This is a genomic window from Halomonas ventosae, from assembly GCF_004361885.1.
Classification (GTDB): domain Bacteria; phylum Pseudomonadota; class Gammaproteobacteria; order Pseudomonadales; family Halomonadaceae; genus Halomonas; species Halomonas ventosae_C.
On sequence record NZ_SNWH01000001.1, the window covers coordinates 299,487 to 324,469 of the forward strand.

At 62.0% G+C, this 24,983-nt stretch carries 23 protein-coding genes; 1 reads left to right on the forward strand and 22 read right to left on the reverse strand.

What is annotated here, in order from left to right:
- Window positions 1-3: 3 nt before the first annotated feature.
- From flhA to DFO68_RS01485, 20 genes are all read right to left on the reverse strand, one after another.
- Window positions 4-2,085: a flagellar biosynthesis protein FlhA gene (gene flhA, locus DFO68_RS01390; protein ID WP_133481303.1), complete on the reverse strand. Its 2,082-nt coding sequence runs from the start codon at window positions 2,083-2,085 to the stop codon at window positions 4-6.
- Window positions 2,082-3,251, reverse strand: a complete 1,170-nt coding sequence (gene flhB, locus DFO68_RS01395; protein WP_133481305.1) for a flagellar biosynthesis protein FlhB — start codon at window positions 3,249-3,251, stop codon at window positions 2,082-2,084. Before flhB ends, flhA begins: the two co-directional genes overlap by 4 nt.
- A gap of 136 nt (window positions 3,252-3,387) precedes the next feature.
- Window positions 3,388-4,080, reverse strand: coding sequence for a protein phosphatase CheZ (cheZ, locus tag DFO68_RS01400; protein ID WP_133481307.1), 693 nt, complete (start codon window positions 4,078-4,080; stop codon window positions 3,388-3,390).
- A 35-nt stretch (window positions 4,081-4,115) separates the two neighbouring features.
- The gene (cheY, locus tag DFO68_RS01405) at window positions 4,116-4,505 is read right to left on the reverse strand and encodes a chemotaxis response regulator CheY (protein WP_133481309.1); all 390 of its coding nucleotides are present in this window, start codon (window positions 4,503-4,505) and stop codon (window positions 4,116-4,118) included.
- Between the two features lie 55 nt (window positions 4,506-4,560).
- Window positions 4,561-6,255 carry a methyl-accepting chemotaxis protein gene (locus tag DFO68_RS01410; RefSeq protein ID WP_133481311.1) on the reverse strand — a complete coding sequence of 565 codons (1,695 nt, stop codon included), beginning with the start codon at window positions 6,253-6,255 and terminating at the stop codon, window positions 4,561-4,563.
- A 61-nt stretch (window positions 6,256-6,316) separates the two neighbouring features.
- Entirely contained in the window at window positions 6,317-7,378 is a 1,062-nt protein-coding gene (locus DFO68_RS01415; RefSeq protein ID WP_133481313.1) for a protein-glutamate methylesterase/protein-glutamine glutaminase, read from the reverse strand.
- Window positions 7,379-7,472: 94 nt separating this feature from the next.
- The gene (locus DFO68_RS01420; protein WP_133481505.1) at window positions 7,473-8,327 is read right to left on the reverse strand and encodes a CheR family methyltransferase; all 855 of its coding nucleotides are present in this window, start codon (window positions 8,325-8,327) and stop codon (window positions 7,473-7,475) included.
- A gap of 20 nt (window positions 8,328-8,347) precedes the next feature.
- Window positions 8,348-10,534, reverse strand: coding sequence for a methyl-accepting chemotaxis protein (locus tag DFO68_RS01425; RefSeq protein WP_133481315.1), 2,187 nt, complete (start codon window positions 10,532-10,534; stop codon window positions 8,348-8,350).
- Between the two features lie 95 nt (window positions 10,535-10,629).
- A complete protein-coding gene (locus DFO68_RS01430) occupies window positions 10,630-11,967 on the reverse strand; it encodes a methyl-accepting chemotaxis protein (protein WP_373190419.1) in 1,338 nt (445 codons plus the stop codon).
- Between the two features lie 114 nt (window positions 11,968-12,081).
- A complete protein-coding gene (cheW, locus tag DFO68_RS01435; RefSeq protein ID WP_133481317.1) occupies window positions 12,082-12,579 on the reverse strand; it encodes a chemotaxis protein CheW in 498 nt (165 codons plus the stop codon).
- Complete coding sequence (gene cheA, locus DFO68_RS01440; protein ID WP_133481319.1) at window positions 12,576-14,663, reverse strand: chemotaxis protein CheA; 2,088 nt, start codon at window positions 14,661-14,663, stop codon at window positions 12,576-12,578. Before cheA ends, cheW begins: the two co-directional genes overlap by 4 nt.
- Before the next feature lie 34 nt (window positions 14,664-14,697).
- Complete coding sequence (gene motB, locus DFO68_RS01445; protein ID WP_133481321.1) at window positions 14,698-15,654, reverse strand: flagellar motor protein MotB; 957 nt, start codon at window positions 15,652-15,654, stop codon at window positions 14,698-14,700.
- Entirely contained in the window at window positions 15,651-16,523 is an 873-nt protein-coding gene (motA, locus tag DFO68_RS01450) for a flagellar motor stator protein MotA (protein ID WP_133481323.1), read from the reverse strand. Before motA ends, motB begins: the two co-directional genes overlap by 4 nt.
- Before the next feature lie 139 nt (window positions 16,524-16,662).
- Window positions 16,663-17,247 (reverse strand): flagellar transcriptional regulator FlhC, encoded by a 585-nt coding sequence (gene flhC, locus DFO68_RS01455; RefSeq protein WP_133481325.1) that lies wholly within the window; start codon window positions 17,245-17,247, stop codon window positions 16,663-16,665.
- Between the two features lie 4 nt (window positions 17,248-17,251).
- Window positions 17,252-17,578 carry a flagellar transcriptional regulator FlhD gene (gene flhD / locus DFO68_RS01460; protein WP_133481327.1) on the reverse strand — a complete coding sequence of 109 codons (327 nt, stop codon included), beginning with the start codon at window positions 17,576-17,578 and terminating at the stop codon, window positions 17,252-17,254.
- Between the two features lie 334 nt (window positions 17,579-17,912).
- Entirely contained in the window at window positions 17,913-18,206 is a 294-nt protein-coding gene (locus DFO68_RS01465; RefSeq protein ID WP_133481329.1) for an EscU/YscU/HrcU family type III secretion system export apparatus switch protein, read from the reverse strand.
- Window positions 18,203-19,405: a flagellar hook-length control protein FliK gene (locus tag DFO68_RS01470; RefSeq protein ID WP_133481330.1), complete on the reverse strand. Its 1,203-nt coding sequence runs from the start codon at window positions 19,403-19,405 to the stop codon at window positions 18,203-18,205. Before DFO68_RS01470 ends, DFO68_RS01465 begins: the two co-directional genes overlap by 4 nt.
- Window positions 19,402-19,800, reverse strand: coding sequence for a flagellar protein FliT (fliT, locus tag DFO68_RS01475; RefSeq protein ID WP_133481332.1), 399 nt, complete (start codon window positions 19,798-19,800; stop codon window positions 19,402-19,404). Before fliT ends, DFO68_RS01470 begins: the two co-directional genes overlap by 4 nt.
- A 2-nt stretch (window positions 19,801-19,802) precedes the next feature.
- Window positions 19,803-20,222: a flagellar export chaperone FliS gene (gene fliS, locus DFO68_RS01480; RefSeq protein WP_133481334.1), complete on the reverse strand. Its 420-nt coding sequence runs from the start codon at window positions 20,220-20,222 to the stop codon at window positions 19,803-19,805.
- 155 nt (window positions 20,223-20,377) lie between these two features.
- Window positions 20,378-22,060 (reverse strand): HD domain-containing phosphohydrolase, encoded by a 1,683-nt coding sequence (locus tag DFO68_RS01485; protein ID WP_133481336.1) that lies wholly within the window; start codon window positions 22,058-22,060, stop codon window positions 20,378-20,380.
- Between the two features lie 283 nt (window positions 22,061-22,343).
- Between DFO68_RS01485 and DFO68_RS01490 the strand changes: the two genes are divergently transcribed.
- A complete protein-coding gene (locus tag DFO68_RS01490) occupies window positions 22,344-24,098 on the forward strand; it encodes a sensor domain-containing protein (protein ID WP_133481338.1) in 1,755 nt (584 codons plus the stop codon).
- Window positions 24,099-24,186: 88 nt separating this feature from the next.
- Here the strand turns inward: DFO68_RS01490 and DFO68_RS01495 are convergent, their stop codons facing one another.
- A complete protein-coding gene (locus tag DFO68_RS01495; protein WP_133481340.1) occupies window positions 24,187-24,636 on the reverse strand; it encodes a flagella synthesis protein FlgN in 450 nt (149 codons plus the stop codon).
- Window positions 24,633-24,926 (reverse strand): flagellar biosynthesis anti-sigma factor FlgM, encoded by a 294-nt coding sequence (flgM, locus tag DFO68_RS01500; protein ID WP_208107327.1) that lies wholly within the window; start codon window positions 24,924-24,926, stop codon window positions 24,633-24,635. Before flgM ends, DFO68_RS01495 begins: the two co-directional genes overlap by 4 nt.
- Between the last annotated feature and the right edge of the window lie 57 nt (window positions 24,927-24,983).

The window sequence follows — 24,983 nt, forward strand, 5'->3', positions numbered from 1 at the left end:
CTATCAGCGGCCTCCTAACAGGGTGGTGACTCGCAGGGTGCGGTCGTCGGGAATCTCGGCTTGTGACATCACCACCAAGTGGCGCAGGCGGCGGCGCAGGAAGCGTGACAGCAGCGCCCGAAGGTTATGCTGTACCAACAGTACCGGGGGCTCACCGCTCGCCTCGTGGCGCGCGAGGGCCTGTTCGGCCTGGTTCATCAGGGTGTCGGCCAGGCCGGGTTCCAGCGCGCCGTTGCCGTTCATGGCCTGGATGAGGATCTGTTCAAGCTGGCTTTCCAGGCCGATGACCTTGAGCTCCTCGCGGCCGTCAAACCACTGCTGGATGATGCTGCGGCCCAGCGCGATTCGTACCTGGGCGGTCAACTCATTGACGTCCTGCTGATGTGGGGCATGCTCGGCCAGGGTGTCGAGGATGGTGCGCATGTCGCGGATCGAGACCTCCTCATCGAGCAGATTCTGCAGCAGCCGCTGCAACACCGTCAGCGAGATGGCCTTGGGTACCACGTCTTCCACCAGGCCCGGTTGCTCCTCGCTGAGCTTGTCAAGCAGCTTTTGCACTTCGGAGCGTCCAAGCATCTCGGCTGCATGCCGGTGGAGGAGGTGGTTGAGGTGAGTGGCCACCACCGTGCTGGCATCCACCACGGTATAGCCGTAGACCTGGGCATGTTCGCGCTGGCTGCTATCCACCCATACAGCCGGCAAGCCGAAGGCCGGGTCCTGGGTCATCGTGCCCTTGAGCTCACCGCTCACCTGGCCCGGATCGATAGCCAGCCACTGGCCGGGAAAGGCTTCGGCACGGCCGATTTCCGCGCCCTTTAAGGTCAGCACGTAGGTATTGGCCCCCAGTTCGAGATTGTCACGGATGTGGACCACGGGAGGGAGAAAGCCAACCTCCTGAGCAAACTTCTTGCGGACGCTCTTGATACGGCCCAGCAGTTCCCCCTGTTGACGGGCATCCACGAGCGGGATCAGTCGATGTCCCACTTCTAGGCCCAGGGTGTCCACCAGCTGTACATCCTCCCAGCTGGCTTCCGGTGTCTCAGGGCTTGGGGGGGTGTCGGTGGCGATCTCTTCTGCGACCAGACGGCGTTCCTGCTCGCGCAGCAGCCACCAGGCCAGCCCGCCCAGCAGGCCCGTAAAAATCAGGAACACCAGGTTGGGCATCCCCGGTACAAGCCCCAGCAGTCCCATGACCACGGCCGCCAGGATCATCACCTGCGGATTGACGAACAGCTGGCTGATCATTTGCTGCCCGACATCCTGATCGGTAGTGACTCGTGAGACGGTCACGCCGGCAGCCGTGGAAATCACCAGGGCGGGGATCTGCGCGACCAGACCGTCACCGATGGTCATCAGTGTGTAGGTGCGCGCCGCACTGCCAAACCCCATGTCATGCTGTAGCATGCCGATCAGCAAACCGCCGATCACATTGACCACCATGATTACCAGGCCCGCCATGGCGTCGCCCCGCACAAATTTGCTGGCGCCATCCATGGAGCCGTAGAAATCGGCTTCCTGGGCTACGTCGCTGCGCCGTTGGCGCGCTTCGTCCTCGCCGATCAGCCCCGCATTGAGGTCGGCATCGATGGCCATCTGCTTGCCCGGCATGGCATCGAGCATGAAGCGGGCGCCGACTTCGGCGATGCGTCCGGCCCCCTTGGTGATGACCATGAAGTTGATGATGACCAGGATCAGGAAAACCACCAGACCTACCGCGAAGTTGCCGCCCACCAGGAACTCACCGAAGGCCTCGATGACCTTGCCCGCCGAGTCACCGCCCTGATGGCCCTCCATCAGGATGACGCGGGTCGAGGCGACGTTCAGGGATAGCCTCAACAGGGTAGTGAACAGCAACACCGCCGGGAAGGCAGCGAAATCCAGCGGTTTCTGGGTGAACATGCTAACCAGCAGCACCATGATCGCCAGCGCGATGTTGAACGTGAACAGCAGGTCCAGGGTGAAGGGCGGCAGGGGCAGGATCATCATGGAAAGAATCATGAGGATCAGCACGGGACCGGCCAGCACCTTCATGGGCACGTTGCCCAGCCAGTCGCGTTGGCCCAGATAGTTGTTCAAGGCCTTCATCGATGAGCTCCGTCAGCAGTATCGGTAGCGCGTGCCGGAACTTCGAGTGAGGCCGGCACCGGCAGGTTCTTGGGAGAGGGCGGCGCTTCACTACCCTCCCTCGCCGCCCGTTTCAATCCGAAGGCCCAGGCCAGAACTTCGGCGACGGCGGTATACAGGTCCACCGGAACCTCGGCGTCGAGCTCCACATGGTGGTAAAGCGCCCTTGCCAAGGGAGGTGCCCCGAGCCGCGGGATCCCATGCGCCTGGGCGACCTCGCGAATACGTGCGGCCACGGCATCGGCCCCCTTGGCAATCACCCGGGGCGCTGACATGCCACTCTCCTGATACTGCAGCGCGACGGCGTAGTGCGAGGGATTGGTGATGACCACGTCGGCTTGCGGCACCTTGCTCATCATACGGCCGCGAGCCATCGCTTGCTGTTGCTGACGGATACGCCCCTTTACCTGCGGGTCACCCTCGGATTCCTTGTGTTCACGCTTCACTTCGTCCTTGCTCATCCGCAGCTTCTTGGCATGGCTCCAGAGCTGATAGGGCACATCGATCAGGATCACCACCAGCAGGGTCAACACCATCAGACCGCTGGCCTCGGCGGCCATCCACATCGCCTTGGCAAGGGCCTGTTGAATCGGTTGGTCCATCAAGGCCATGAAGTTACTACGGTTGCTGTAGAGAAAAACCACCGCCACGCTACCCACCAGCAGGGACTTGGCGATGGCCTTGGTCAGCTCTACCAGCGCCTGGACACCGAACAGCCGTTTCAGCCCCTTGAAAGGGTTGAGCTTCGATAGCTGTGGCTGGAGTGACTTCGCCGAGATCAACCACCCCCCGAGCAGTGCCGGTGCCACCAGGGCGATCACCGTCAGCAGCAGGAACAAAGGCAACAGGGCGTAGAGCGTGCGCTGGCCGAGATCCAGGGCGTGCGCCAGCATCGGTGTGGTTTCCAGCGCGTGACGACGTTCGAACAGGAACGCCTGCTCCATCACCAGGCCAAGCTGGTTATAGAGCATGCTGCCCATCGACCACAACCCTGCCACGCCCCCCAGCAGCAACATGAAGGTGGCCAGCTCGCGTGAACGGGCGACCTGGCCCTCCTCCCGCGACTTTTCCAGCCTCCGCGGAGTGGCTTCTTCTGTCTTTTCCTGATCGCTATCTTGGTCGGCCATGGCCAGTCACCGGGCAGTCGTGCGGATCTTGGCCATTGTGTCGGGGAAGGGCAAAGGGTGATGCGTCAATAAGGGCCGGTAATCGTGGTCTTATTCACGACTGTCGGCCTGAGCAGGGCAGGGGAAAGGCGTGGCGTCAGAAGCCAAGCTGATCCAACAGGTCGTCGACCTGGTCCTGGCCGGTGACGATGCTCTCGCCTTCCGGCTTGATCTGGGGACCGTTCAACAGACCCTCCTCGCGACGACGCTCATCGCTTTGCCTCTGGTGGGTGGCTCGCTTCTGAAGGTCTTCGCGCGTCTTTCCCTGAGGAACCGTATCGATCAGCACCTGAACCAGCTGATGCTCGATCTCACGGATGACATCCATCATTTTCTTGATCACCTGGCCAGTCAGGTCCTGAAAGTCCTGTGCCATCATGATTTCGAGCAGCTCCTGGTTCGTTGCCTGGGTGCGTTTCGGCACATCGGCAAGATACCCCCGGGTCTCGTGAACTAGGTCACGGGCCTCGTTCAGTTCCTTGGGTGCGGCAAACCATTCCGCCCAGCGCTTATCCAGCGCCGCGGCGCGGTCGCTCAGCTCATCCTGCAGCGGCTGAGCACGATCGATGGCGTTGAGGGCACGTTCAGCTGCCTGCTCAGTCATGCTCGCCACGTAGCTGAGGCGGTCGCGGGCATCGGGTATGGCCTGAGCGGCCTTCTCGATCTCCTTGTCAAGCCCCAGCTCGCGCATGCTCTCACGCAGCATGCGGGTCAGCTGTCCGATGCGCTGCACCAGCTCGTCGCTGGCCTCCTGGGGGAGGTCATGCGAGGCCTTCTCGTTGCTCATCATCGTCTCTCCTTGGTACCGGGGCATTACCGGCAGCCTTACATGCCCAGTTTTTCGAAGATCTTGTTAAGTTTCTCTTCCAGTGTGGCCGAGGTGAAGGGCTTGACGACATAGCCGCTGGCGCCTGCCTGGGCGGCGGCAATGATGTTCTCCTTCTTGGCCTCGGCGGTGACCATCAGCACCGGCAGATCCTTGAGGGCACTATCGGCACGGATGCGCTTGAGCATCTCCAGGCCATCGAGGTTCGGCATGTTCCAGTCGGAGACGACGAAATCGAAGTTGCCGCTACTAAGCTTTTGCAAGGCGTCCTGGCCATCCTCGGCCTCTTCCACATTGGTGAAGCCGAGCTCCTTCAACAGGCTGCGCACGATGCGGCGCATGGTCGGGAAGTCGTCCACTACCAGGATGCTCATGTTCTTGTCTGCCATCGGGTATCCTCTTTCATTCATGGCATGTGAATGCCGACAGTCGTATCGGCAAGGCTCAGAATTCTTCCCACTCTGCCTCGGGGGCTACCTGTCTTTCAGGCTGGCGAGGCGTGGGGGCTTGTGATAGCGGGGCCGGGCGAGCCGGTGCCGGGGGGTGAGCCTGGTCATGGGTCGGCATGCTGGCCGGCTGAGACCCTGTCAGCTTGAATACCGCCACCGCCTGCTCCAGGCGGTTGGCCTGTTCTTCCAGGGAAGAGGAGGCCGCGGATGCTTCCTGTACCAGCGAGGCGTTCTGTTGCGTGACCTGGTCCATCTGCCCAACGGCTTGGTTAACCTGCTCGATGCCATCGCTTTGCTCTTGGGAGGCCGCCGAGATCTCGTCCATGATATCGGTAACACGACGTACCGCGGCCACCACTTCCTGCATGGTCTCCCCGGCCTGTTCCACCAGCGTCGAGCCCTCCTGCACCTGAGCGACTGAGCCCTCGATCAGCCCCTTGATCTCCTTGGCGGCATCGGCGCTGCGGCTGGCCAGGTTGCGCACCTCTCCGGCGACCACGGCAAACCCCCGGCCTTGCTCACCGGCGCGTGCCGCCTCGACGGAGGCATTCAACGCCAGGATGTTGGTCTGGAAGGCGATGGAGTCGATCACCCCGTTGATATCGGCGATCTTCTTCGAACTGCCGGAGATGCCGTGCATGGTCTTGACCACTTGCGCCACCACCTTGCCGCCCCGTTCTGCAGTGGTGGACGCATCGAGGGCGAGACCGCTGGCCTGGCGGGCGTTGTCGGCGTTCTGCTGCACCGTGGTGGTGAGCTCTTCCATGCTCGAGGCGGTTTCCTCCAGCGAGGCGGCCTGTTGCTCGGTGCGCGAGGAAAGGTCGGCGTTACCGTTGGCGATCTCGCGACTGCCTACATGAATCGAGCCGCTGCTGTCGCGCACATCGCTGACGATGCGCGTGAGATTCTGCTGCATGTCGCGCATGGCCGCGAACAGCTTGCTGATCTCGTTACGGCCGACTACCCGGATCTCCCGGGAAAGATCGGCCCTGGCGATGTTCTCCAGGTTTTCCACTGCGATGTTAAGAGGGGCAATGACGATACGGCGCAGGCCCAGGTAGATCATTACCACCAATAGCCCCACAACCCCCAGAATGACGATCTGCAGACGCTGGAAGAGCGTGGACAGCTCGGCATAGTCGGCAAGCAAGGTTTCGCCGCGTTCATCGGCGTAGTGATCGAAGTCGCGAAGGGCTGACTCCTGCGCCGCGGCCGGCCCTACCATCTGTTCGCGCAGCACGTTGAAACCCGTGCTATCCATCTGGTCGAGCGCCTGGTATTGCTGGCGGACCAGGGCGATCAGCTCAGCGAAGGTGGACTCGACTCGGGCGCCAAGCTCCTCACCCTGAGAGGTGCGCGGCACGCTGGCGAAGGCCTCGAAGTGTGCCTCGGCGTTTTCGATCTTGTCATTCGCCGAGGTCAGACGCTCGTCGGCTTGCTCGCTGTTGTCCAGCAGGAAGTGGTTGGCGGCAATCTCGAGGTCAACCCTGGCGCTGCTCAGTAGCGCATCGGCCCGATTGATCTGGTTGAGCTGGGATACATTGATCTGGTTCAGGGTCTTGAGAGTGCCATGAGCCGTGCGGTTGGCCACCTGCCCCATCACGGCCACCGCGATGATGGATACCACGAAGCAGGCGAGCATGCCTACCATCGTGGCATGGATACTGATATTGCGTAACAGACGTATCATGTCAGTGTGTCCTTGTGCGCAAGGTTCAGGCGGATTGCCGGTAAACGATAGGAGTTGCTCGCTACACTCGCTGGGTACGGCCCGAGGCTGACGCCAAGGACAGCAGGCGTGGTGCGATGTCTTCCAAGGGGAGTACCTCCGCCGCCGCACCTAGGGCGATGGCCTCACGCGGCATGCCGTACACCACACAACTGCTCTCATCCTGAGCAACAGTGGCCGAGCCGGATTGGCGCATTTCCAGCAGGCCGGCTGCACCATCCTTGCCCATCCCGGTCAGCAGCACGCCGATGGCATTGCGGCCGGCCTGGCTGGCGGCGGAGTGGAACAGCACGTCCACCGAGGGCCGATGCCGATTGACGGGTGGTCCCTCATCGAGGCAGGCGACGTAGTTGGCGCCGCTGCGTGCCAGCTTGAGATGAGCATCGCCCGGGGCGATATAGGCATGCCCCGGCAGGATGCGCTCGCCGTCGGCCGCCTCCTTGACGCTGAGCTGGCACAGGCGATCGAGACGCTCGGCGAAGGAGCGGGTGAAGCCCCCTGGCATGTGCTGGGTAATCAGGATGGCGGGGCTGTTGGCCGGCAGTGGCTCCAGGACATTGCGAATCGCCTCGGTACCGCCGGTGGAGGCGCCGATGATGATCAGCTTTTCACTGGAGACCATGGGGGCCTTGAGCGGCCGAGGGCCTGGGCTATCCGGGCGTCTTGCCTGGCGTGGACGAGAACGCGCTGCGGCCCGGAGCTTCTCGGCAATCTCGCTGGCGTATTCCAGCATGCCGTTGCGGATGCCCAGGGAGGGCTTGGCCACGAAATCCACCGCACCCAGCTCCAGCGCACGCAGTGTCACCTCGGAGCCTTCCAGGGTCAGCGAAGACACCATCAATACCGGCATGGGGCGCAGGCGCATCAGGCGTTCCAGGAAGTCGAGGCCGTCCATACGCGGCATCTCCACATCCAGCGTCAGCACATCCGGATTGTGACGCTTGATCAAATCACGCGCCACGAGGGGGTCCGGGGCAACGGCCACCACTTCCATGTCGGGCTGGTCATTGATGATTTTCGTCAGCAGGTCGCGTATCAGCGCCGAATCGTCGACACACAGCACCTTGATTCTGTTGGCGCTCAAGGGGTCGTCTCCTGTTGTTCCGGCAGCCCGCCGCGAGTTCGCGCAGGCCGATCCTGGAGTATCTATCGGCCTGCATGGGCAAGACTTGAATGGTTCAACGTGCGGCGTGGCGCGTGTAGACGGTCTGGCCACGTAGCCGAAACGCGTCAGTGATCTGGGAAAAGTTCTCGGAGTGGCCGGCAAACAGCAGGCCATCGGGCTTGAGGAGCGGGGCAAATCGCTCGAGAATCCGCGCTTGTGTCGATTTATCGAAATAGATCATGGTATTGCGACAGAAGATCGCATCGAAGGGCCCCGTCACCGGCCACTGGGCAGCGAGCAGGTTGAGTGGCTGGAAGTCGATCATCGAGGCGACGTCGGGGCGAATTCTCGCGAAGCCCTGGTGTACCCCCTTGCCGCGCTGGAAGAAGCGCTTGATCGTCGCTTCCTCGAGCTTGCATACCTGTTCAAGGGGGTAGATGCCGGTTCTGGCCCTGGCTAGGGCATCGGTGTCGATATCCGTCGCCACCACCTCCGCCTGGCCGCTGTGCGCCCCCATGGTGTCGATCAGCGTCATGGCGATGGAGTAGGGCTCCTCCCCGGTTGATGCGGCGGCACACCAGATGCGCACCTTCCCCGGGCGCGCGCGAACATGATCGGCCAGTAGCGGAAAATGGTGCGCTTCACGGAAGAAGGCCGTGAGATTGGTGGTCAGGGCGTTGGTGAAGGCCTCCCACTCGCGGGCATCGGGCTGGCCTTCCAGGCGCGCCAGGTAATCGGCAAAGCGCGTCAGCCCATGATGGCGCAAGCGTTTTGCCAGGCGGCTGTAGACCATCTCGCGCTTGTGCTCGGCGAGCACGATGCCTGCCCGCCGATAGATTAGCTGACGGATGGTGGCAAAATCCGTGTCGGTCAACTCGAGATCCCGCTCGAGCCGAGCATTTCCCCAGCTTCTCTCCTCCGCCGGCATGGCGATACTTCGAGGCGCGTTCAAAACTCCTCCCACTCCTCGACAGCCGTGGCTCGAGGCTTTTCGGCCTTGCCTGCCATTGGGCTCGCCTGTTGAAGTGAAGACGCGGCTTGTGAGGGCCTGGTCTCAGGGTTCTCAAGCGCTCCACGGCGCTTCGCTAGCGAGGGCGCCTGTTCCATGCCGGCGCCACGCAGCCGGAAGGCGGCAATGGCATGGCCGAGCAGGTCAGCCTGGTGCTGGAGCTCGCCGGCGGCGCGGGCCGAGGTCTGCACCCGTGCCGCGTTCTGCTGGGTCACCTGGTCCATTTCCACCACCGCCTGGTTGATCTGCGTGATGCCGTTGCTCTGTTCATCGGAGGCCGCTGTGATCTCGGCCATGATGTCGTTGACCCGGGTGGACGCTTCCATGACGGCGTTGATGGATGTTTCTGCCTTGTGTACCAGCTCGGCGCCGCCACTGATCTGGCGAGCCGAGCCATCAATCAACTCACGGATCTCCTTGGCTGCCTCGGCGCTGCGGCCGGCCAGATTGCGGACTTCTCCGGCAACCACGGCAAAACCGCGCCCCTGCTCGCCGGCCCGAGCCGCTTCCACCGAGGCATTCAGCGCCAGGATATTGGTCTGGAAGGCAATGGAATCGATGACATTGATGATCTCCGTCATCTTGCGAGAGCTGTCGGTGATCTGCCCCATGGTGTCAACAACTTGGTGCATCAGCTCGCCGGTCTGCTGGGTGCGTGCAGCATTTTCTGAGGCTAGTCCGCTGGCCTGTCGAGCATTGTCAGAGTTGTGCTGTACCGCGGTGGTCATCTCTTCCATGCTCGAGGCAGTCTGTTGCAGTGAGGCGGCCTGCTGTTCGGTACGCGCAGATAAATCTTCGTTGCCCGATGCGATATCGCGGACGGCGGGTGTCACCACACGAACGCCGCCATTGACGTCATCGACGATGCTGGCGAGGCTCTTGCGCATGATGTCCAGGGCCTGCAGCAGGCGGCCCAGCTCGTCATGACGACGCGCCGGCACATCGGCGGCGAGGTTCCCCGAGGCGATCTGCAGGGTGAAGGCTTCGGCATCACGCAGCGGGCGCAGCACCGCGCGCAGCGTGAGAGCGCCGATCACGATCAGCACCAGCAGGCCGATGGCCAGCATGCCGGCCTGCGCCATCAGCATGCGGTGCTGCTCTGAGCGAGCCGCGTTGGCCAGTCTTACTGCATCGGCCTGCTTGCCCTGGATCAGATCATTGATCTCGGTGGAAAGGGTCGCGCCCATCGCCTGCATGGCCTCGATATGCTCCGGCAGTTTGGTAAAGGTATTGAAATTGTCGTCGCCCTGAAGCAGGGAAATGACGTATCCCAGACCGTCTTGCAGGTAGTTTGTCAGCACGCTGTCGAAGGCATCGGTCTGTTCATCCTGATTGACCTCTCGCGAGCGGTACTCCGTCCATAGCGTCTTCAGGGATGACTCGATCTCCTGTAACGCCTCAGCATGCTGGTCCTTGTTATCGATCAGCATGAAGCGCTCACTCTGGGCGAGCGACTGGTGGGCGCGGGTGGCCAGTTGGTCGATCTGCTGCAGGCGAGCCACGTCCTGCAGGCCGTCCCTATCGAGGGCCTGCAGTCGCTCGCCGGCGACTTGCACGCTATAGAGCCCCATGGCGCCGCTTGCTGAGAGCAGCAGGCCGGCCACCACCACCATGGTCACCACGCGTGCCCGCAGGCTGCGCAGATTAAGGCGCGCCAGGCGACTGAAAAGTCCGCGGCGACGCAGCTGCCCGCGTTCAAGCGCGAAGCGCCGGCCATGGCCCTCGCGGATCAACGCGTAGGCCTTTTCGGCCTTCTCGACCTCGATCGGGTCGGCCTTGACCCTGACCGACGCATAGCCGACGACCTGATCGTCCTCGACAATGGGCGAAACGCTGGCTTCTACCCAGTAGTAATCGCCGTTCTTGCGCCGGTTCTTGACCAACCCCTTCCAACTTTTTCCGGCTGACAGGGTGTCCCAGAGGTTCTGGTAGGCCGCCTCTGGCATGTCGGGATGGCGCACGATGTTGTGTGGCGCGCCGAGTAACTCCTCGTGGCTGAAACCGCTGACCTCGATGAAGGCTGGGTTGGCATAGGTGATGCGGCCTTTGAGATCCGTGCGCGAGATCAGGAAGTGCTCGTCGTGGAGCGGATACTCTTGCTGTGTGACGGGTTGGTTGTTTCGCATGCGATGTCCCCTGCTAAGGCATAAGGCCGAGGCCGTTGGGTTATTATTGCGTGGCGTCGCCACGGCAGGTTGCCGAAGGTCGATGTGGAGGGCGCCTATCCACCATCCTGACGCTGCGCTGTGCTGTGGTTACCCTCGCCAGCCTGTTGATATTCCATGCTGTGCGCCGGCATCAGTGTCGGCATCCAGCGCGCCAGGCTATTGTCTTCGCCCTCGTGTGGCGGGCGTGCGTCCTGCGTGACGACGGCCTGCTTGCCGAGCTGGAAGCGGGTGACGGCCGCCTTGAGCCTGCTGGCCTCGGCTTCCAGCTGATTGGCGGCATTGGCCGCCTGCTGAACCAGCTCGGCATTCTGCTGAGTGACCTGATCCATCTGAGCGACGGCATCATTGACCTGAGCGATGCCACTGCTCTGTTCCGAGCTCGCCGAGGCGATCTCGCCCATGATGTCGCTGACCCGCTGAACGGCAGTGACAATCTCCCTCATGGCCTGGCCGGCACGGTCCGCGCGCGACGTCCCTGCTTCCACCTGCGTAACCGATGTCTGGATCAGCATACGGATCTCGCTTGACGCATTGGCGCTGCGGGTCGCCAGGTTACGTACCTCCTGGGCAACCACCGCGAAGCCGCGGCCATGTTCGCCGGCTCTGGCGGCTTCCACCGAGGCGTTCAAGGCCAGGATGTTGGTCTGAAAGGCGATCGCATCGATGGTGCCGATAATTTCGGCAACGCGATGAGACCCCTGGCTGATCTCATGCATGGTCGATACCACTTCACTGACGACCTCACCGCCTTGCTGGGCCGCACGGGAGGCGTCACTGGCCAATTGGCTGGCCTGGCGAGCATTGTCCGCGGTCTGGTTCACGGTAGAGGAGAGCTCCTCCATGCTGGCGGCCGTCTCCTGCAGCGAGGATGCTTGCTGTTCGGTACGTGCGGAGAGATCGTTGTTGCCGTGGGCGATGTGCTGGGTGCCGTGATAGATGGATTCGCTGGCGTTGCGCACCGTGCCCACGGTGTCGGCAAGGCCATGCTGCATCTCGTCCAGAGAGCGGTAGAGTCGTCCTATCTCGTTGTTTCCGCGACGTGGAATCGACTGGGCCAGATGGCCTTCCTGCATGCGCCTGAAAAAGCCGACGAGTTCTCCCAGCGGGCGTACGACATTGACCGTGACGCCCCACAAGACCACCCCCACGCTGGCCAGCGTGGCCAGCCATGCCGCCACGATTGCCAGCTGCATCCCGCTTGCGAAGTCAGCGAACGACGCCTTGAGCGCTGCGCCCGTTTCACCGGCTGCCGGTGCGAGCTGGGCAACGACCGCCTTGCCTTCCGACAAGGCGAACAGGCCGAGAAGGCTGACGGCCAGCACCAGCAAGGTGAAGGTGCCCAGCACCAGCAGCCAGCTGACCCGCACCGTCATGTTGTCGAGTATCTTCACTTCCCGCTCCTTGTGTCAGGCGGCACGCAGGCCACCGCGGGTTGACTGGCGTGACGCATCAGGCGTCCGCAGTTGTTACATGGCATCAGGCGTTGATCGCGCCGGCCTCCCGTTCTATGCGCTGGTGCCTTCGACCAGCGCCATTTCCTCGCTGGTGAGCAGTTTGTCGATATCGACCAGCACCAGCATGCGATCCTCCAGGCTGCCCAATCCGCTCAAGAAGTCGGATGACAAGGTAACGCCGAATTCGGGGGCTGGCTTGATTTGCTCGGGCGTTAGGGTCATCACATCGGAGACGCCATCCACCACGATACCCACCACGCGGTCGGCGACATTGACCACGATGACCACGGTCTGGCCCGCGTATTCGACCTTGTCGAGATGGAACTTGATGCGCAGGTCGACGATGGGCACGATGATGCCCCGCAGGTTGGTCACACCCTTGATGAATTCCGGGGTATTGGCGATACGCGTGACGTTTTCGTAGCCGCGTATCTCCTGCACCTTGAGGATGTCGATGGCGTACTCTTCCTCCCCCAGCGAGAACACCAGGAACTCGCGATTCTGGGCCTCGGAAGCGGCGAATTCGGCGTCTTTTGACAGCCTGCTCATGATGGTTCTCCTTCCTTGTGGAGCGTTGACGCGAAATCATTGAAGGTGCGCTGTGGGCGTTGCGCCTCCTTCTTGACGCGGCTCAGGCGATGCAGGCCGGCGATATCCAGGATCAGAGCGACACTGCCGTCACCCAGGATGGTCGCCGCCGACACGCCAGGCACCTTGCGGTAATGGGTTTCCAGGTTCTTCACGACTACTTGTTGCTGGCCGATCAGGTCATCCACGAGCAAGGCGTAACGGCGACCTTCGCCCTGGACGATCACGGCGATCGTTTCGTTGAGCTCGGTCTTGGCGCCTTCTACGTCGAATGCCGCATGCACGGCCACGACAGGCAGGTACTCGTCACGGACCTTGAGCACCACATCGTCGCCGGCCATGGCGTAGAGGTCATCGCGTGAGGGCTGCAGGGATTCCAGCACGCTGGAAAGCGGCAGGATGAACACCTCGCTACCGACCTTGATGGACATGCCATCGAGGATGGCCAGGGTAAGAGGCAAAACGATGCGAGTGGTGGTGCCCTTGCCTTTGCGCGACAGGATCTCGACGTGGCCGCCCATGCCCTGGATGTTGCGCTTGACCACATCCATGCCTACTCCGCGACCGGAGACATCGCTGACTTCCTTGGCCGTGGAGAAACCGGGAGCAAAGATCAGTTGCCACACCTCATCGTCGCTCATCGAGTCAAAGACTGAGAGGCCACTTTCGCGGGCCTTGGCAAGCAGCTTGTCACGGTCGAGGCCGGCCCCATCGTCGATGACCTCAATGAGGATGTTGCCGCCCTGATGCTGCGCCGAGAGGGTCAGGCGGCCGGTGCGTGGCTTGCCGGCTGCCTCGCGGGCTTCCGGGGTCTCGATACCGTGATCGAGGCTGTTGCGTACCAGGTGGGTGAGGGGGTCGATGATGCGCTCGGTAAGGCTCTTGTCGAGTTCCGTGGATTCGCCTTCGGTAACCAGCTCGACATCCTTGCCGAGTTGGCCTGCCAGGTCGCGTACCAGCCGGGGATAGCGACTGAACACATAATCCATAGGCACCATGCGCACGGACATGACCGCTTCCTGGAGATCCCGCGCATTGCGCTGCAACAGGCTCATGCCATTGAGCAGCCCGCGATGCGAGACGCCCTCCAGCTCGCTGACAGTCTGATCGAGCATCGACTGGGTGATGATCAGCTCACCCACCAGGTTGATGATCTGGTCCACCTTGTCCACCGATACCCGAATCGAGCTGGACTCGCCCCCCGCCTTGGGTTTTTTCGCCTTTGGCTTGTCACTCTGGCTAGAAGGAGATAAAGGAGACGAGGCGTGCGCCTTGTTGGTCTGGGGTTGCGAGGCGGGTGGGGGGGAAGCGCCCTGATGGGCTGCCGCGCGAATCTGCAGCTGCTCCGGCTCGACGATGAAGCACATCACCGCCTCGATGTCGTCTCGGCTGACATTGGTGACAAGCGTGATCTCATAGCAGCTTTCGTCGCCGTGCGTATCGTGAATCTCCCCCAACTGGCCGAGCTCTTCCACCAGCAGACCGCGATCCTTCTCACCGACGTTGAGCAGAGCTACTACCAGAACCTGCTCACCGGGAGGGGCGTCGGGTGCCTGTTCGCTCCCGGAGGCCTCGCTCGATGCGGCGGGCGCGGGTGTTTGCGAAGAAGCAGCGTCTGGCGGGGTCGGTAGGCCGCCAGAGGTCTCGAGCTCCTGGCCGATTTCTTCCCGGGCCAGCTGTTGAAGCGTCTGGCAGATGCGTGCGAAAGCCTCCTGATCGGGCTCCTCGTCGTTGCGATAGGCATCGAGCTGGTCGTGCAGCATGTCCTTGGTTTCCAGAAAGATGTCGACGATGTCTCGACGCAGGGAGAGTTCTCCCCGGCGGGTGTGGTCCAGCAGGTTCTCGAAGAGGTGCGTAGTCTTCTGCAACACCTCAAAGCCGAAGGTGCCAGCGCCTCCCTTGATGGAGTGAGCGGCACGGAAGATGGCATTGAGCTGTTCGGCGTCCGGCGCCTCGAGATCGATCTCGAGAAGATGGCGCTCCATGTCGGCCAGGAGCTCTTCTGCCTCCTCGAAGAAAGTGTCATAGAAATCGGTGATATCCATGCGCGTGTCCCCACCCGGGATTGATGTTCGCCCCTCAGGGCGCCAATTGTTCTGTACCGAGAGCCTTTTTTAGGCCTTCGCTGAATTCTTTGATCGGCATGACATCCTCCCCTGATGTCGGTGGCTGGTTGAGCGGTGATGGTATTCCCGGTCCGCTGAGCACACTCGGTGAACGGATGCGCTCTGCCACCTGACGGAACAGCACCAGCAGTTCGATGCGTCGATTGATGGGGTCGCTGTCATTGGTGCCCGGCATCACAACCCGGTCGGCAAGACCGGATACCCGCAGCAACTTGGCGGCATTCAGGCCTCCCGACACCAGTTCCCGGCGAGAGGCATTGGCCCGGTCACTCGAGAGCTCCCAGTTGCTGTAGCCACGATAGCCGTTTAGGTAAGCCAGGCTGTCGGTATGGCCGCTGATGCTCAGGTCGTTGGGCAGTTCGTTGAGCAGTGGCGCCATGGTACGAAGCAGGTCGCGCATGTAGGGGGCCACCCGGTCGCTGCCAAGGGCAAACATCGGCCGCTGCTCGGTATCAAACAGCTGGATTCTCAGACCCTCCGGCGTCATGTCAAAACGCAGTTGCTGGCGCATTTGGCGAAGATCCGGGTCGGCGTCGATGGCCGTCTCGATACGTTGCTGAAGATCGCGAAAGGCGCGACGCTGCTGCTCGCTCGGGCGTGTCTGGGTGCGCAAATCGATGCGCGCCTGCTCTCCGTCGGCATGGACGGGGTCAGGCCCGCCTCCCGGAATCACGTTGGCACTTTGGGCGGCGCCATCCCCGCCGGTGATGGCGGTAAGCAACGGGGTGCGAAAGTATTCGGAGACGGCCTCGCGCTGCTTATCGCTGGCCTGGGACAAGATCCACATGACCAGGAACAGGGCCATCAAGGCCGTCATGAAGTCTGCCAGGGCAATCTTCCAGCTGCCCCCATGGTGACGGTGGACCACCTTCTTGCGGCGGATGATGATGGGTCTGCGATCCGGGGTCATGCGCCGTTCTCACCCGCCTTGGCATTGCGAACATACTCTTCCAGCTCGGTAAAGCTCGGGCGCTCTTCGGTGTGCAGTGCCTTGCGCCCGAACTCCACGGCCAGTTGGGGGGCATAACCGTGCAGGCTGGCCAGCAGCGTGACACGCATGCATTGAAGGATTTTCTCGACCTCATGTGCCTGGCGTTCGACTCGGCTCGCCAGCGGGTTGATGAAGCCGTAACCCGCCAGGATGCCCAGGAAGGTACCCACCAGGGCATGGGCAATCATCTGACCCATCTCGTCCGGAGCGGCACCCGCAGCGCTGAGCGCCTTCACAACTCCCATGACGGCGGCGACGATACCGAAGGCGGGCATGGCATCCCCCACCTTGGTAATGGCATCGACGGGGATGTGGGCTTCCTGCTCGAAGGCCTCGATCTCATGGAGCATCAGCTCGTCGAGTTCCAGGGGATCCATGCTGCCGCTCACCATCAGACGCAGGTAATCGGTGAGAAACCCCATGATCAAGGGATCGGCGAGTACCTTGGGGTGTTCGTTGAACAGGGTGCTTTCGCCGGGGTCGTCGATATCGCGCTCGATGCCCAGCATACCGTCGCGGCGAATCTTGGAGAGCATCTTGTACTGTAGCGCCATCAGCTCCATGTAGAGCGCTTTGTCGTACTTGTTGGAGCGCCGCAGTCGGGCAAAGATACGGAAGGTGGCCTTGATGGCTTTGCCGTTATTGGCGGCAATGAAAGCCCCGATGCCGGCGCCGAAGATCATCAGGAATTCCGTCGGCTGGAACAAAGGGCCCAGATGGCCGCCCGCCAAGGCGAAGCCGCCAAATACGGAAAAGAGGACAACGAGGTATCCGATGGGTATCAGCACGGCCGGTATCCCTAGCAAGGCGATGAATGACGTCTTGCTAGGGATATCGGCGGCTGTGGGCGAGACTTGAGAGCAGTGGGAAAACTTGTTTGGCGGGCGCGGGGCCGGTTCGCCCCGCGGGTAAAGGGCCGAGCGTGGCTCAGGCCCGGCGGCTGGCCTCTGGGGCTTGCGCTTGCTTGGGGTGGACCCTCTCGATCTCGCGCGTTTGGCGCTTGCGGGTCTTGCCGGCACGAGAGGGGGGTTGACAGATGCCACAGACAAAATCGTGTCTCGGGCTGTGAGCATGTGCTACGAAGCGACCGGTACATCGGGTGCAGGTCGAGAGCTGCAATAGATCACTCTCGAAGAAGCGCACCAGGGTCCAGGCGCGGGTCAGGCCCAGTACGGTTTCGGCATCATCGGTCTCCACCTGCTCCGCATATAGCCGATAGGCCTTGATGAAGGCCTCCATCCGTGCGCAGCCATAATCTTCCTGAAGGCGAAGAAAGATGTTGTAAAACAGTGACGAATGGATATTCGGCATCCAGGTGATGAACCAGTCCGTGGAGAAGGGCAGCATGCCCTTGGGGGGCGACATGCCGCGGACTTCCTTGAATAGCCGAATCAGGCGGGCGCGACTCAGATCCGTTTCGGTCTCCAGAACTTGCAATCGTGCACCTAGCTCGATCAGGTCGATGGCCAGCTGCACCTGTTGCATTTCTTGCAGCAGGCTCTTGTTCGACATGGTTTTATCCCTCCGCGGTGGATGAGATCGCCGGACGTGATGCCATCAGCAATGAAGCATGGAACTGGTCCAGACCCTGTTCTCGTGGATTCTGGGTTAGCTGGCGTAACTGATCGGCGCTGTCGTGCCCGAAGTGGCAAAGCAGCTGGTTGATGCGGGAAAGTCGTGCCAGCTGGCGCGCACTGAGTTCCAGGATCAGGTCCGCCATCTCGTCATCGATCTTGAGGCGAAACAGGGCCGAGGCGCGATCGTCATTGATCAGACGCTGAGCGAGGAGCAGGTAGGCGAGGTTCAGCTCGTGAATCTCGTCAATCAGGTTATAGGTATGCATGTTCCCTGTCGGCGTTGGAATGTCTTGGCGTTGTCCGGACCCGGCGGGCCTGTTGTTGTGTGGTATCTGCCTTGGGGCTCGTCCTGGAGTCTGGCGTCAGGTGGGCCTGAGCGCATCCTGGGGGCATCTTGTCAGCGGATGAGAAACAGATGCAATCTACCTAAAGGAGTATAAAACCATGGCCACCCAGGATCATGGCTAAGACGTAACCAAAAACATGTGAAAAAACATGGCGATAAGGCTGTATCCTAAGCCCTTAAGCAAATTTAGATATTTACAAATATTTACCAATAACTACGTCTTTGCATCAATCGCCAGTGTGTATGGCAGCGTTTCACGCCGGGGCATCGTCGCTGGGGTCTGCTGGCGCCAGTTCGTAGACCCACACCAGCAGCTCGGCGATGACCTGATAGAGTCGTGGGGGAATCGCCTCGTCCAGGTCCAGCTGCATCAGCAGGCCGACCAGTTCAGGGGCATCATGGACGTAAATCCCCTGGCGCCTGGCTTCTGAGATGATCCGCTCGGCGAGTTCCCCGTACCCTTGTGCGACGACCCGAGGTGCGTCATCAGCGTCGTGATAGGCCAAGGCAATGGCCTGACGACGCCCGACGTGACGAGGTTCCGTCATGGTCTCTGTGCCTCGTCAAGCCGATGCAGGTCGAGCTTGATCTCATCGAAGCCGTGAACAGTCAACCGGGATCTTAGGCGGTCCAGTCCCTTCTCGAGTGACTGGTAAGCGCGAGCATCGGCCACGCCCAGGTCGATTTCCACGCCGGCCGCCTGCATCCATAACGAGGCCTTCACCCGTCCAAGGCCGGCAATGTCCAGGTCGATCTGCGAGTGCCACCCTCGCTGGTCGGTGTTTCGTTGCCGGTGGGCGGGATTGTCGTCACTGGCACGGCTCTGTCGCTCGGGGGGTACCTGGATCATCAGCGCCATGAACAGGCCGCTCCAGACATCACCTTCCCAGCGCAATGTCGGTGTCACCAGCATCTCCAGCTGGTGGCGGACGATCCCCTGCAGGCTGTCGTGAACGGGCTGGCCTGAGTCGCGGAGAAAGCTCCTCTCGGGCCCCGCTTCTCGGCCATGGGCTGGCGTTTCGTGATCCGTTGGGGTGGACGATAAGGCTGCAGGGGCTGTGCCCGCCTGCGTCGGTAGGCGGGCAGAGCGGGTGTCCGTGCCGGAACTCGGGGAAGGGGGTGGTGTCGCTGGTGCAGTGGGGGGCTGGCGCATCCCATGTCGGTCGTCGGTCGAGGCGAAAGGGGGGCTCGCTTGGACGCGTGCATGGCCTGCCTGCATGGGGATGAACTGCAGGGTGCGCCACATCTGCGGCTCCCGCTGAAGCTGCTGGCGCGGCAGCTCGCCCTTGTACCAGCGGGCGAGGTGTGACTCATAAAAGAGCCCGCTGTGGCGAATGCTATCCTCCAGGCGGAGGGCCACCATGGCCGGATCTGCCGGCTGGCCGGGCGAGATCAGGGGTGACGATCTGCTGACCATGGAGGGGGGGGCCGGGAAGCGCAGCAACAGGTCGGCAATGGCTCGGGCCGAGCCGCTGAAGTGGGTCTGCGCCGAGGCGGGGGACTGGCGCTGGGGGGGCAGGGGCTGTGGAGAGGTCTTCGCAAGCTCCTGCGAGGCTCGCCCGGACTCGGCCAGTGGCGGTGGGCGGGTTCTGGCGTCAAGCCGAGAGTCGCTATGCACGGCGGTAGGCGCATCCGTGGGGGAGGTCGGCTTGACAGGCTGGTTGAGGTCACGGGCAGGCGGGACATCGACCCGTTTACCCAATACCTGGTGCAGCAGGGTGTCCAGCAGGGGGGTTATGCCACTCACGGTGCTCTCTTGCTGAGGTTCGGATCAACAGGCTGTGTTGGTGATGGCGCTGGGACACCATAGGCGTGACTAAGATTGCGTTGGCGCTGCGAGGCGCTGATCAGCTTACCCAGCTCATTGCGACGATTGATTAGACGCTGGCGAATCTCGAGATCGTTTTCAAGTATCTGTTCAAGTAACGATGCCTGGCGTGCTTGCTGCTCGGTATCCAGGGCTTGAGCGTTATCCCGCGACGCCACCTGCTCCACTTGCTTGAGGTAAACGATTTCCTGATTGAGCAATTCCGGCCAGTTGGCATCACGTGCCAGATCCAGCATCAGGCGAGTGCGTGCCAGTAGCCGCTCATAAGCATCGAGCAGGCCCTGCTGCCTGCTTGGCTGTTCGCGGTATTCCATGCTCAGCCCCTTACCGCCTGGTCGCCGATATCCCGCCACGCTGAGGCGATGTTGTCCAGTAGCGCCTCAGCCTGACCCAGGCTTTCGAGGTCGTTGTGAAGGTTGGCAGATAGCAGCAGGCGGCTGACATAGTCGTAGAGTGAGGCGAGCCGCTCGGCAATCTCGCCACCGCGCTCTTCATCCAGGGCTGCCAGAAGGCCGTTATTGACAATATCCAGGGCCTTGGAAATCGCCTGTCCCTTGCTTGGCGAATTGCCATCCTGCAGGTGGATGCGGGCAGTACGAATGGCGGCCAGGGCGCCATCGAACAGCATCACGATCAACTGATGGGGGCTGGCGGACATCACGCCACTCTCGACTCCAACCTTGGCATAGGCGCTGGCGCCGCGGCCGTAGGCGGCCGCTCCTCGCATGGCATTCATGAGGGTATTACTCCTGTCGTATGCGGTACCGACCGGGTACCGGTATCTTGTCACGGGATGCTGTCGATCGTCTGACAAGGGCCGGGATGGGTGTCGCCATGAATCGCCCCTGTCAGGTAAGTCATATCCGGTTATCGGCACTTCATGCGACGACTTTAGGTCGATACGGGGAGTTCTTCCCGAATCGCGCCAAGGCGTTGAATGTGGCGTCCGCGCAGTATCTCACCTAGTGCGTTTCCAGGCGGTTCGGGTGAGTCGGTCAGCTGGACCTGCAGCGGCATGCCAGTGGTATCCAGAGCCTGTATCCATGCCAGCTGGCCGTTCTCGAAGCGAACCAGAGAGCCGATCGGGTTGAGCCCGAACTGCTGGATGTAGCGTTTTACCCAGCGTTGATCGAAATGCTCGGGATGACGCAGCAGATGGCGGTAGATAGCCTCGACCCGGAAGGCAGGGCGATCCGCTCGATCTCGCCGCATGGCATCGACAACGTCCACCACGGCAGCGGCTCGTGCCAGCTCATGCAGCGCATTGCCGGACAAGCCGCGAGGGTAGCCGCTTCCATCCAGGCGTTCATTGATGTTGTGGGCCACCGACTCGAGGATATTGGCTGAAAGCCAGTGGCAGCGTGTCATCCGGCGCATCAGTGCCGCTACGTGATGCTGCATCTGTCGGTACTGGGGCTCATCGAAGTGGGCCGCTTGCCACAGCTCGGCAGGCAGCAGAGCCTTGCCCAGGTCATGCACCATGGCACTGGCGACCATGGCCTTGCGCAGCGTGCGGTGAAGCGATGGCAGGCCAGCCAGGTCAAGCAGGGTCACGCCCACGGCGAGACCATGACGCACCAGCCGGGGTTCGTGCTGCAGGCAGCGTGTCGCGAAGAGCAGCCCGTCGCGGTCCTCGTCGTGCAACTGCAGGAGGCGGTCGGCATGGCGCGACAGCTGCACCGAATCGACTTCTCTGCCTTGCTGCAGCTCAAGAAGCTGGGCATCCAGGTATCCGGCGATAGCGGCCAGCCGTTTGGCCATCGGTGTGGGATAGTCTTGTATATTGCGGCGTGCCACCGCTGGTTCGCTGGCGTTACGCGCCTGGAAAAGCCGCGATGGCAGGCGCGATGCGTCGCTGTCTTCGGCATTGCGCGCCGCCTCACGTTCAATCTCGCGCACCAAGAACCATAGCTGTCGCTCTTGCTCGCCGGTAGTTTGCTCGAAACGAAAACCGCCGAGGAGCACCTGGCGTTGGGTATCGACTAGCTGGTGACGTAGACAGGCTTGCACCACAAACCGGGTATCGTTGGGAAAACAGAGCTCGATTTCCATCGGCTGATTAGCGCCGGCCAGCATGCCGCCCGCCGAGAGCGACATTTCCAGTTGGCAGCCCTCCAGCGAGAGATCCCTGAGGTCGCCCTGTGACGATCCGCCATGCGGGGTGCGCAGGATGGCGCCCACCTCCATGCCAAGCCTCAGGCGAGCCCGGAAGAATTCACGACGCTGAAGCACCTCAACCGTGACAGGAAACGGGCAGGTACATAGCATGCGGCCATCGGCCTCGTGGCACTCGAGTATTGTCATGCGCGGAGTGCGCCACTTCTTGTGGTGGGCCTGGCCTAGTAACCGGAACGCCTCGCCGCGCTTCAGGGCGACGGCCATCTCGCGTATGGCGCTGATGTCTAGTAGCAAGGTTTCACCCGGGTGCTGTTCCATGACCAGCACCGGCAATGGCTTGCTGGAGGGGGTGTTCACCTGCAGCGAGGCCCCCCCCGCTTCGATCAATCCTTCCAGCAACGCCTCGATCTCGCTGGGGCGCTCCACCAGCGTATAGCCATCCGCTTGTAGCGACATCCTTCCCTCTAGCTCTTTAGTGGCTCCTCTCTTTGTTACCTTGTTATCGGCCATTCATCGCCTTGCTTGAGAGCTGCGATGCGCCGGCTCCTCAAGTTCTGGATCAGGCGGTCGATAAGTGAAGACATGATAAGGGAAAGAGTCCAGTGATTCAGAGGACCAATGCTCAGGGAAATATGCCGTGGGTGTATCTCGGCTGCTGATGATTGCCTGTATCCTCTAGATAACGTGCTCAGGCCCTAGTATCTGCGACCGAGCGCGAAGCGCTTCCTTGGAGACGTCAATGTCTGATGACAGGGCTGCCCCCCCCCAACAGCCCCCTTCCAGTAACGGGGGAGCGGATGCGGCGATCCTCAAGCACCATCCTGCCTTGCTGTCTCAGCTGGTGCTTGAGAATTCGCCGCTGGGCCTGGTGCTGCTTGATGCCCACAACAAAGTGCTGTGGGCCAACCCGGTGTTTCTGGCATTGCTCGAGATGGAAGAGCAGCAGCTGGTGGGTAAGTCGCTGACTGACGTCATGCGGATGGTGTCATGGCTGCCGGTTCCGCGTGGCAATGACCCCGAGGCGGACAGCCCGCAGTGGCAGCGCATATGGCTGGCCAGCGAAAACGCCGAGTCGTCCAGAATGGTGCTGATGTGCGAGTTGACCCCTAAGCCCCCTGTTGCCGGTGTCTCGAGGATGCTCGCCTTCGTCGACCTCAGAGAAGGCCATGTCGGTGACTTTCCGCCGTTCGCGGATCCACATACCGGCCTTGCCAGCCAGTGGGTATTCGAGGATCGGCTGCACCACGCCATGAACCGTGCAGAACGCCATGAGCAGCGCCTGGCCGTGCTGTTGATCCGGCTGGACCGTGGCGACGATGTTCGCCAGGCCCATGGTGAGTCGGTAATGCAGGCGCTGCTGCCCCAGATCAGCCGTCGGCTGATGGGTACCCTGCGCAGTGAGGACAGCATCAGCTATCTCGGGGGGGATCGCTGGGGGGTGCTGATCGAGCATCCGTTGTCTGCGGAGAGCCTGCAGGCCGCTGCCCTTCGTTGTATCGAAGCCATAGAGGCGCCCTTCAAGTTGGGACGTCCGCCCTTGTTGCTTAGCCTGTCCATCGGCATTGCCATGTATCCAGACGATGGCGACTCTCCTGAGCAGTTGATGAGCAGCGCCGGACAGGCACTGGAAAAGACGCGTCCGGCAAGCCTGATGTTCTTCGACCGCAGCCTGAAGCGCCTGCTCGCGCAGCGCATGGCCCTGCGGCAAAGCTTGCAGGAGTCTCTGCTGCGCCCCGAGCGTCATTTTGAGGTGCTCTTCCAGCCCCAGATCAGGCTGCAGGATGGCCACTGTGTCAGCGTCGAGGCCCTTGTACGCTGGCAACATCCTCAGCAGGGCAAGTGGCAGCCTGCGGCCTTCCTGCCGATGGTGGCCGAAATGGCGCAGATGGTCAGGCTTGACCGCTGGGTTCTTGAGCAGGTCATCGCCCAGCATCGGTGTTGGCAAGCCGCAGGGGAGCCCCTGTCCAGCCTTGGGATATCGGTCAATCTCGATGCAAGCCTGCTGGAACAGACGGTCTTCGATGGCTGCCCCATCGATCGCTTCCTGCGCCAGGGGGCAGATGATCTGGACTGGCTGAGCCTGGAGCTGGATGGCCAGGTGCTCTCCGCGCAAGACGAAATGCACAGCCTGCTAATGCGCCGCCTGGCGAGAATGGGTGTTCACCTGGTGGTCGACAATCTGGGTAGTGCCCCTGTCGATCTGGTGCGTCTGGCGATGCTTCCTGTGTCGCAAGGAAAGATCGGTCACGAGCTGGTGCATGGCCTGTCGGACAGCAGCCCTTTCGCTCGCCAGGCGCTCAGTGCGCTGTCGCAGTGCCTCAAGGCGCTGCAACTGGACAGTGTCATGGTGGGGGTGGAAACCGACGCGCAGCTTGCCGCTGCCCGGCAAAAGGGGATTGATCGGGTTCAGGGTGATCGACTGGGCGCACCGATGTCGGCCGGCGAACTGGCAGAGTGGCTAAGCAAGCATCCCCATGGCCAGCTGCTCCCGTAAGCATGACGCGAGACGGATCAAGGGACCAAGGTGTGGCTGTGGCGGAGGTTTTGGTCAGGCGGAGGTTTTGGTCAGGCAGAGGTTTTGGTCAGGCAGAGGTATTCAGGCGTCTCTGAGCGGAGGTTGCGCGTCCGTCGGGTGAATACACGGACTTCTCGGCGATGCGGTGGATGTAGTCGAGCATCTGTCGGTTGTGCGCCATGCGCGCGTGAACCAGATGACCGTTGCGTTCATTGAGGCGAGCGGTGTGAGCCGCCATCTCGAGGGTGTCGCGCCATGTCTCGAGGCAGCCGGCATCGTGTGCCGCCTGCTGCGCAGCGTCGCCGCCACTGCCATAGCCCAGCCTGTGCTGGATGCGTGACCGCGTCGTCTCTGTTTCCTCGAGCAGGGTGAGCAGCCGGGACTTTTCCAGTGCGATAGTCTCGAGCCATGGGCCATCGATGTGGCCGCTGAGCAACTGCTCTTGTTCATTCTCCAGCAGGCGGGTCAGCGCACCCAGCCGCGACTGCTGTTGCTCTAGCAGGTGTTGAAGGCTCATGGCTTGTCATCCTTGCCGGCCAGCAGATCCTGTACGCTGGCGATCAGGCCGTCGGCTATGCGCTCGGCTCTCACGTCCAGGCGCCCTTCACGGATCGCCTCGCGGAGCTCTTCCACCCGCAGGGTGTCGATGTCCTGACTGGCATCCGGGGCGGCCTGACTCAGATGAGTGGTGGTGGAGGGGCCGGCATCCTGCTGGTGGGCTCGGTCGGCTCCTTGTGCCTTGCGGGCCCCGTCGGAGGGTTCCGCCTGGCCAGGACGCGGCAGGGGGGGGTGATTATCGATTTTCACGTTGATGGCCTCATGACCGATGGGAGGAGGATGATCAAGGGTATCGGCCGTCGATGG

Coding starts and splice junctions, on each gene's coding strand:
- flhA (WP_133481303.1), bottom strand. CDS start 2,085: ATGAAGGCCTTGAACAACTATCTGGGCCAACGCGACTGGCTGGGCAAC.
- flhB (WP_133481305.1), bottom strand. CDS start 3,251: ATGGCCGACCAAGATAGCGATCAGGAAAAGACAGAAGAAGCCACTCCG.
- cheZ (WP_133481307.1), bottom strand. CDS start 4,080: ATGATGAGCAACGAGAAGGCCTCGCATGACCTCCCCCAGGAGGCCAGC.
- cheY (WP_133481309.1), bottom strand. CDS start 4,505: ATGGCAGACAAGAACATGAGCATCCTGGTAGTGGACGACTTCCCGACC.
- DFO68_RS01410 (WP_133481311.1), bottom strand. CDS start 6,255: ATGATACGTCTGTTACGCAATATCAGTATCCATGCCACGATGGTAGGC.
- DFO68_RS01420 (WP_133481505.1), bottom strand. CDS start 8,327: ATGCCGGCGGAGGAGAGAAGCTGGGGAAATGCTCGGCTCGAGCGGGAT.
- DFO68_RS01425 (WP_133481315.1), bottom strand. CDS start 10,534: ATGCGAAACAACCAACCCGTCACACAGCAAGAGTATCCGCTCCACGAC.
- cheW (WP_133481317.1), bottom strand. CDS start 12,579: ATGAGCAGGCTGTCAAAAGACGCCGAATTCGCCGCTTCCGAGGCCCAG.
- cheA (WP_133481319.1), bottom strand. CDS start 14,663: ATGGATATCACCGATTTCTATGACACTTTCTTCGAGGAGGCAGAAGAG.
- motB (WP_133481321.1), bottom strand. CDS start 15,654: ATGACCCCGGATCGCAGACCCATCATCATCCGCCGCAAGAAGGTGGTC.
- flhC (WP_133481325.1), bottom strand. CDS start 17,247: ATGTCGAACAAGAGCCTGCTGCAAGAAATGCAACAGGTGCAGCTGGCC.
- flhD (WP_133481327.1), bottom strand. CDS start 17,578: ATGCATACCTATAACCTGATTGACGAGATTCACGAGCTGAACCTCGCC.
- DFO68_RS01465 (WP_133481329.1), bottom strand. CDS start 18,206: ATGACGGAACCTCGTCACGTCGGGCGTCGTCAGGCCATTGCCTTGGCC.
- fliT (WP_133481332.1), bottom strand. CDS start 19,800: ATGGAATACCGCGAACAGCCAAGCAGGCAGCAGGGCCTGCTCGATGCT.
- fliS (WP_133481334.1), bottom strand. CDS start 20,222: ATGAATGCCATGCGAGGAGCGGCCGCCTACGGCCGCGGCGCCAGCGCC.
- DFO68_RS01485 (WP_133481336.1), bottom strand. CDS start 22,060: ATGTCGCTACAAGCGGATGGCTATACGCTGGTGGAGCGCCCCAGCGAG.
- DFO68_RS01490 (WP_133481338.1), top strand. CDS start 22,344: ATGTCTGATGACAGGGCTGCCCCCCCCCAACAGCCCCCTTCCAGTAAC.
- DFO68_RS01495 (WP_133481340.1), bottom strand. CDS start 24,636: ATGAGCCTTCAACACCTGCTAGAGCAACAGCAGTCGCGGCTGGGTGCG.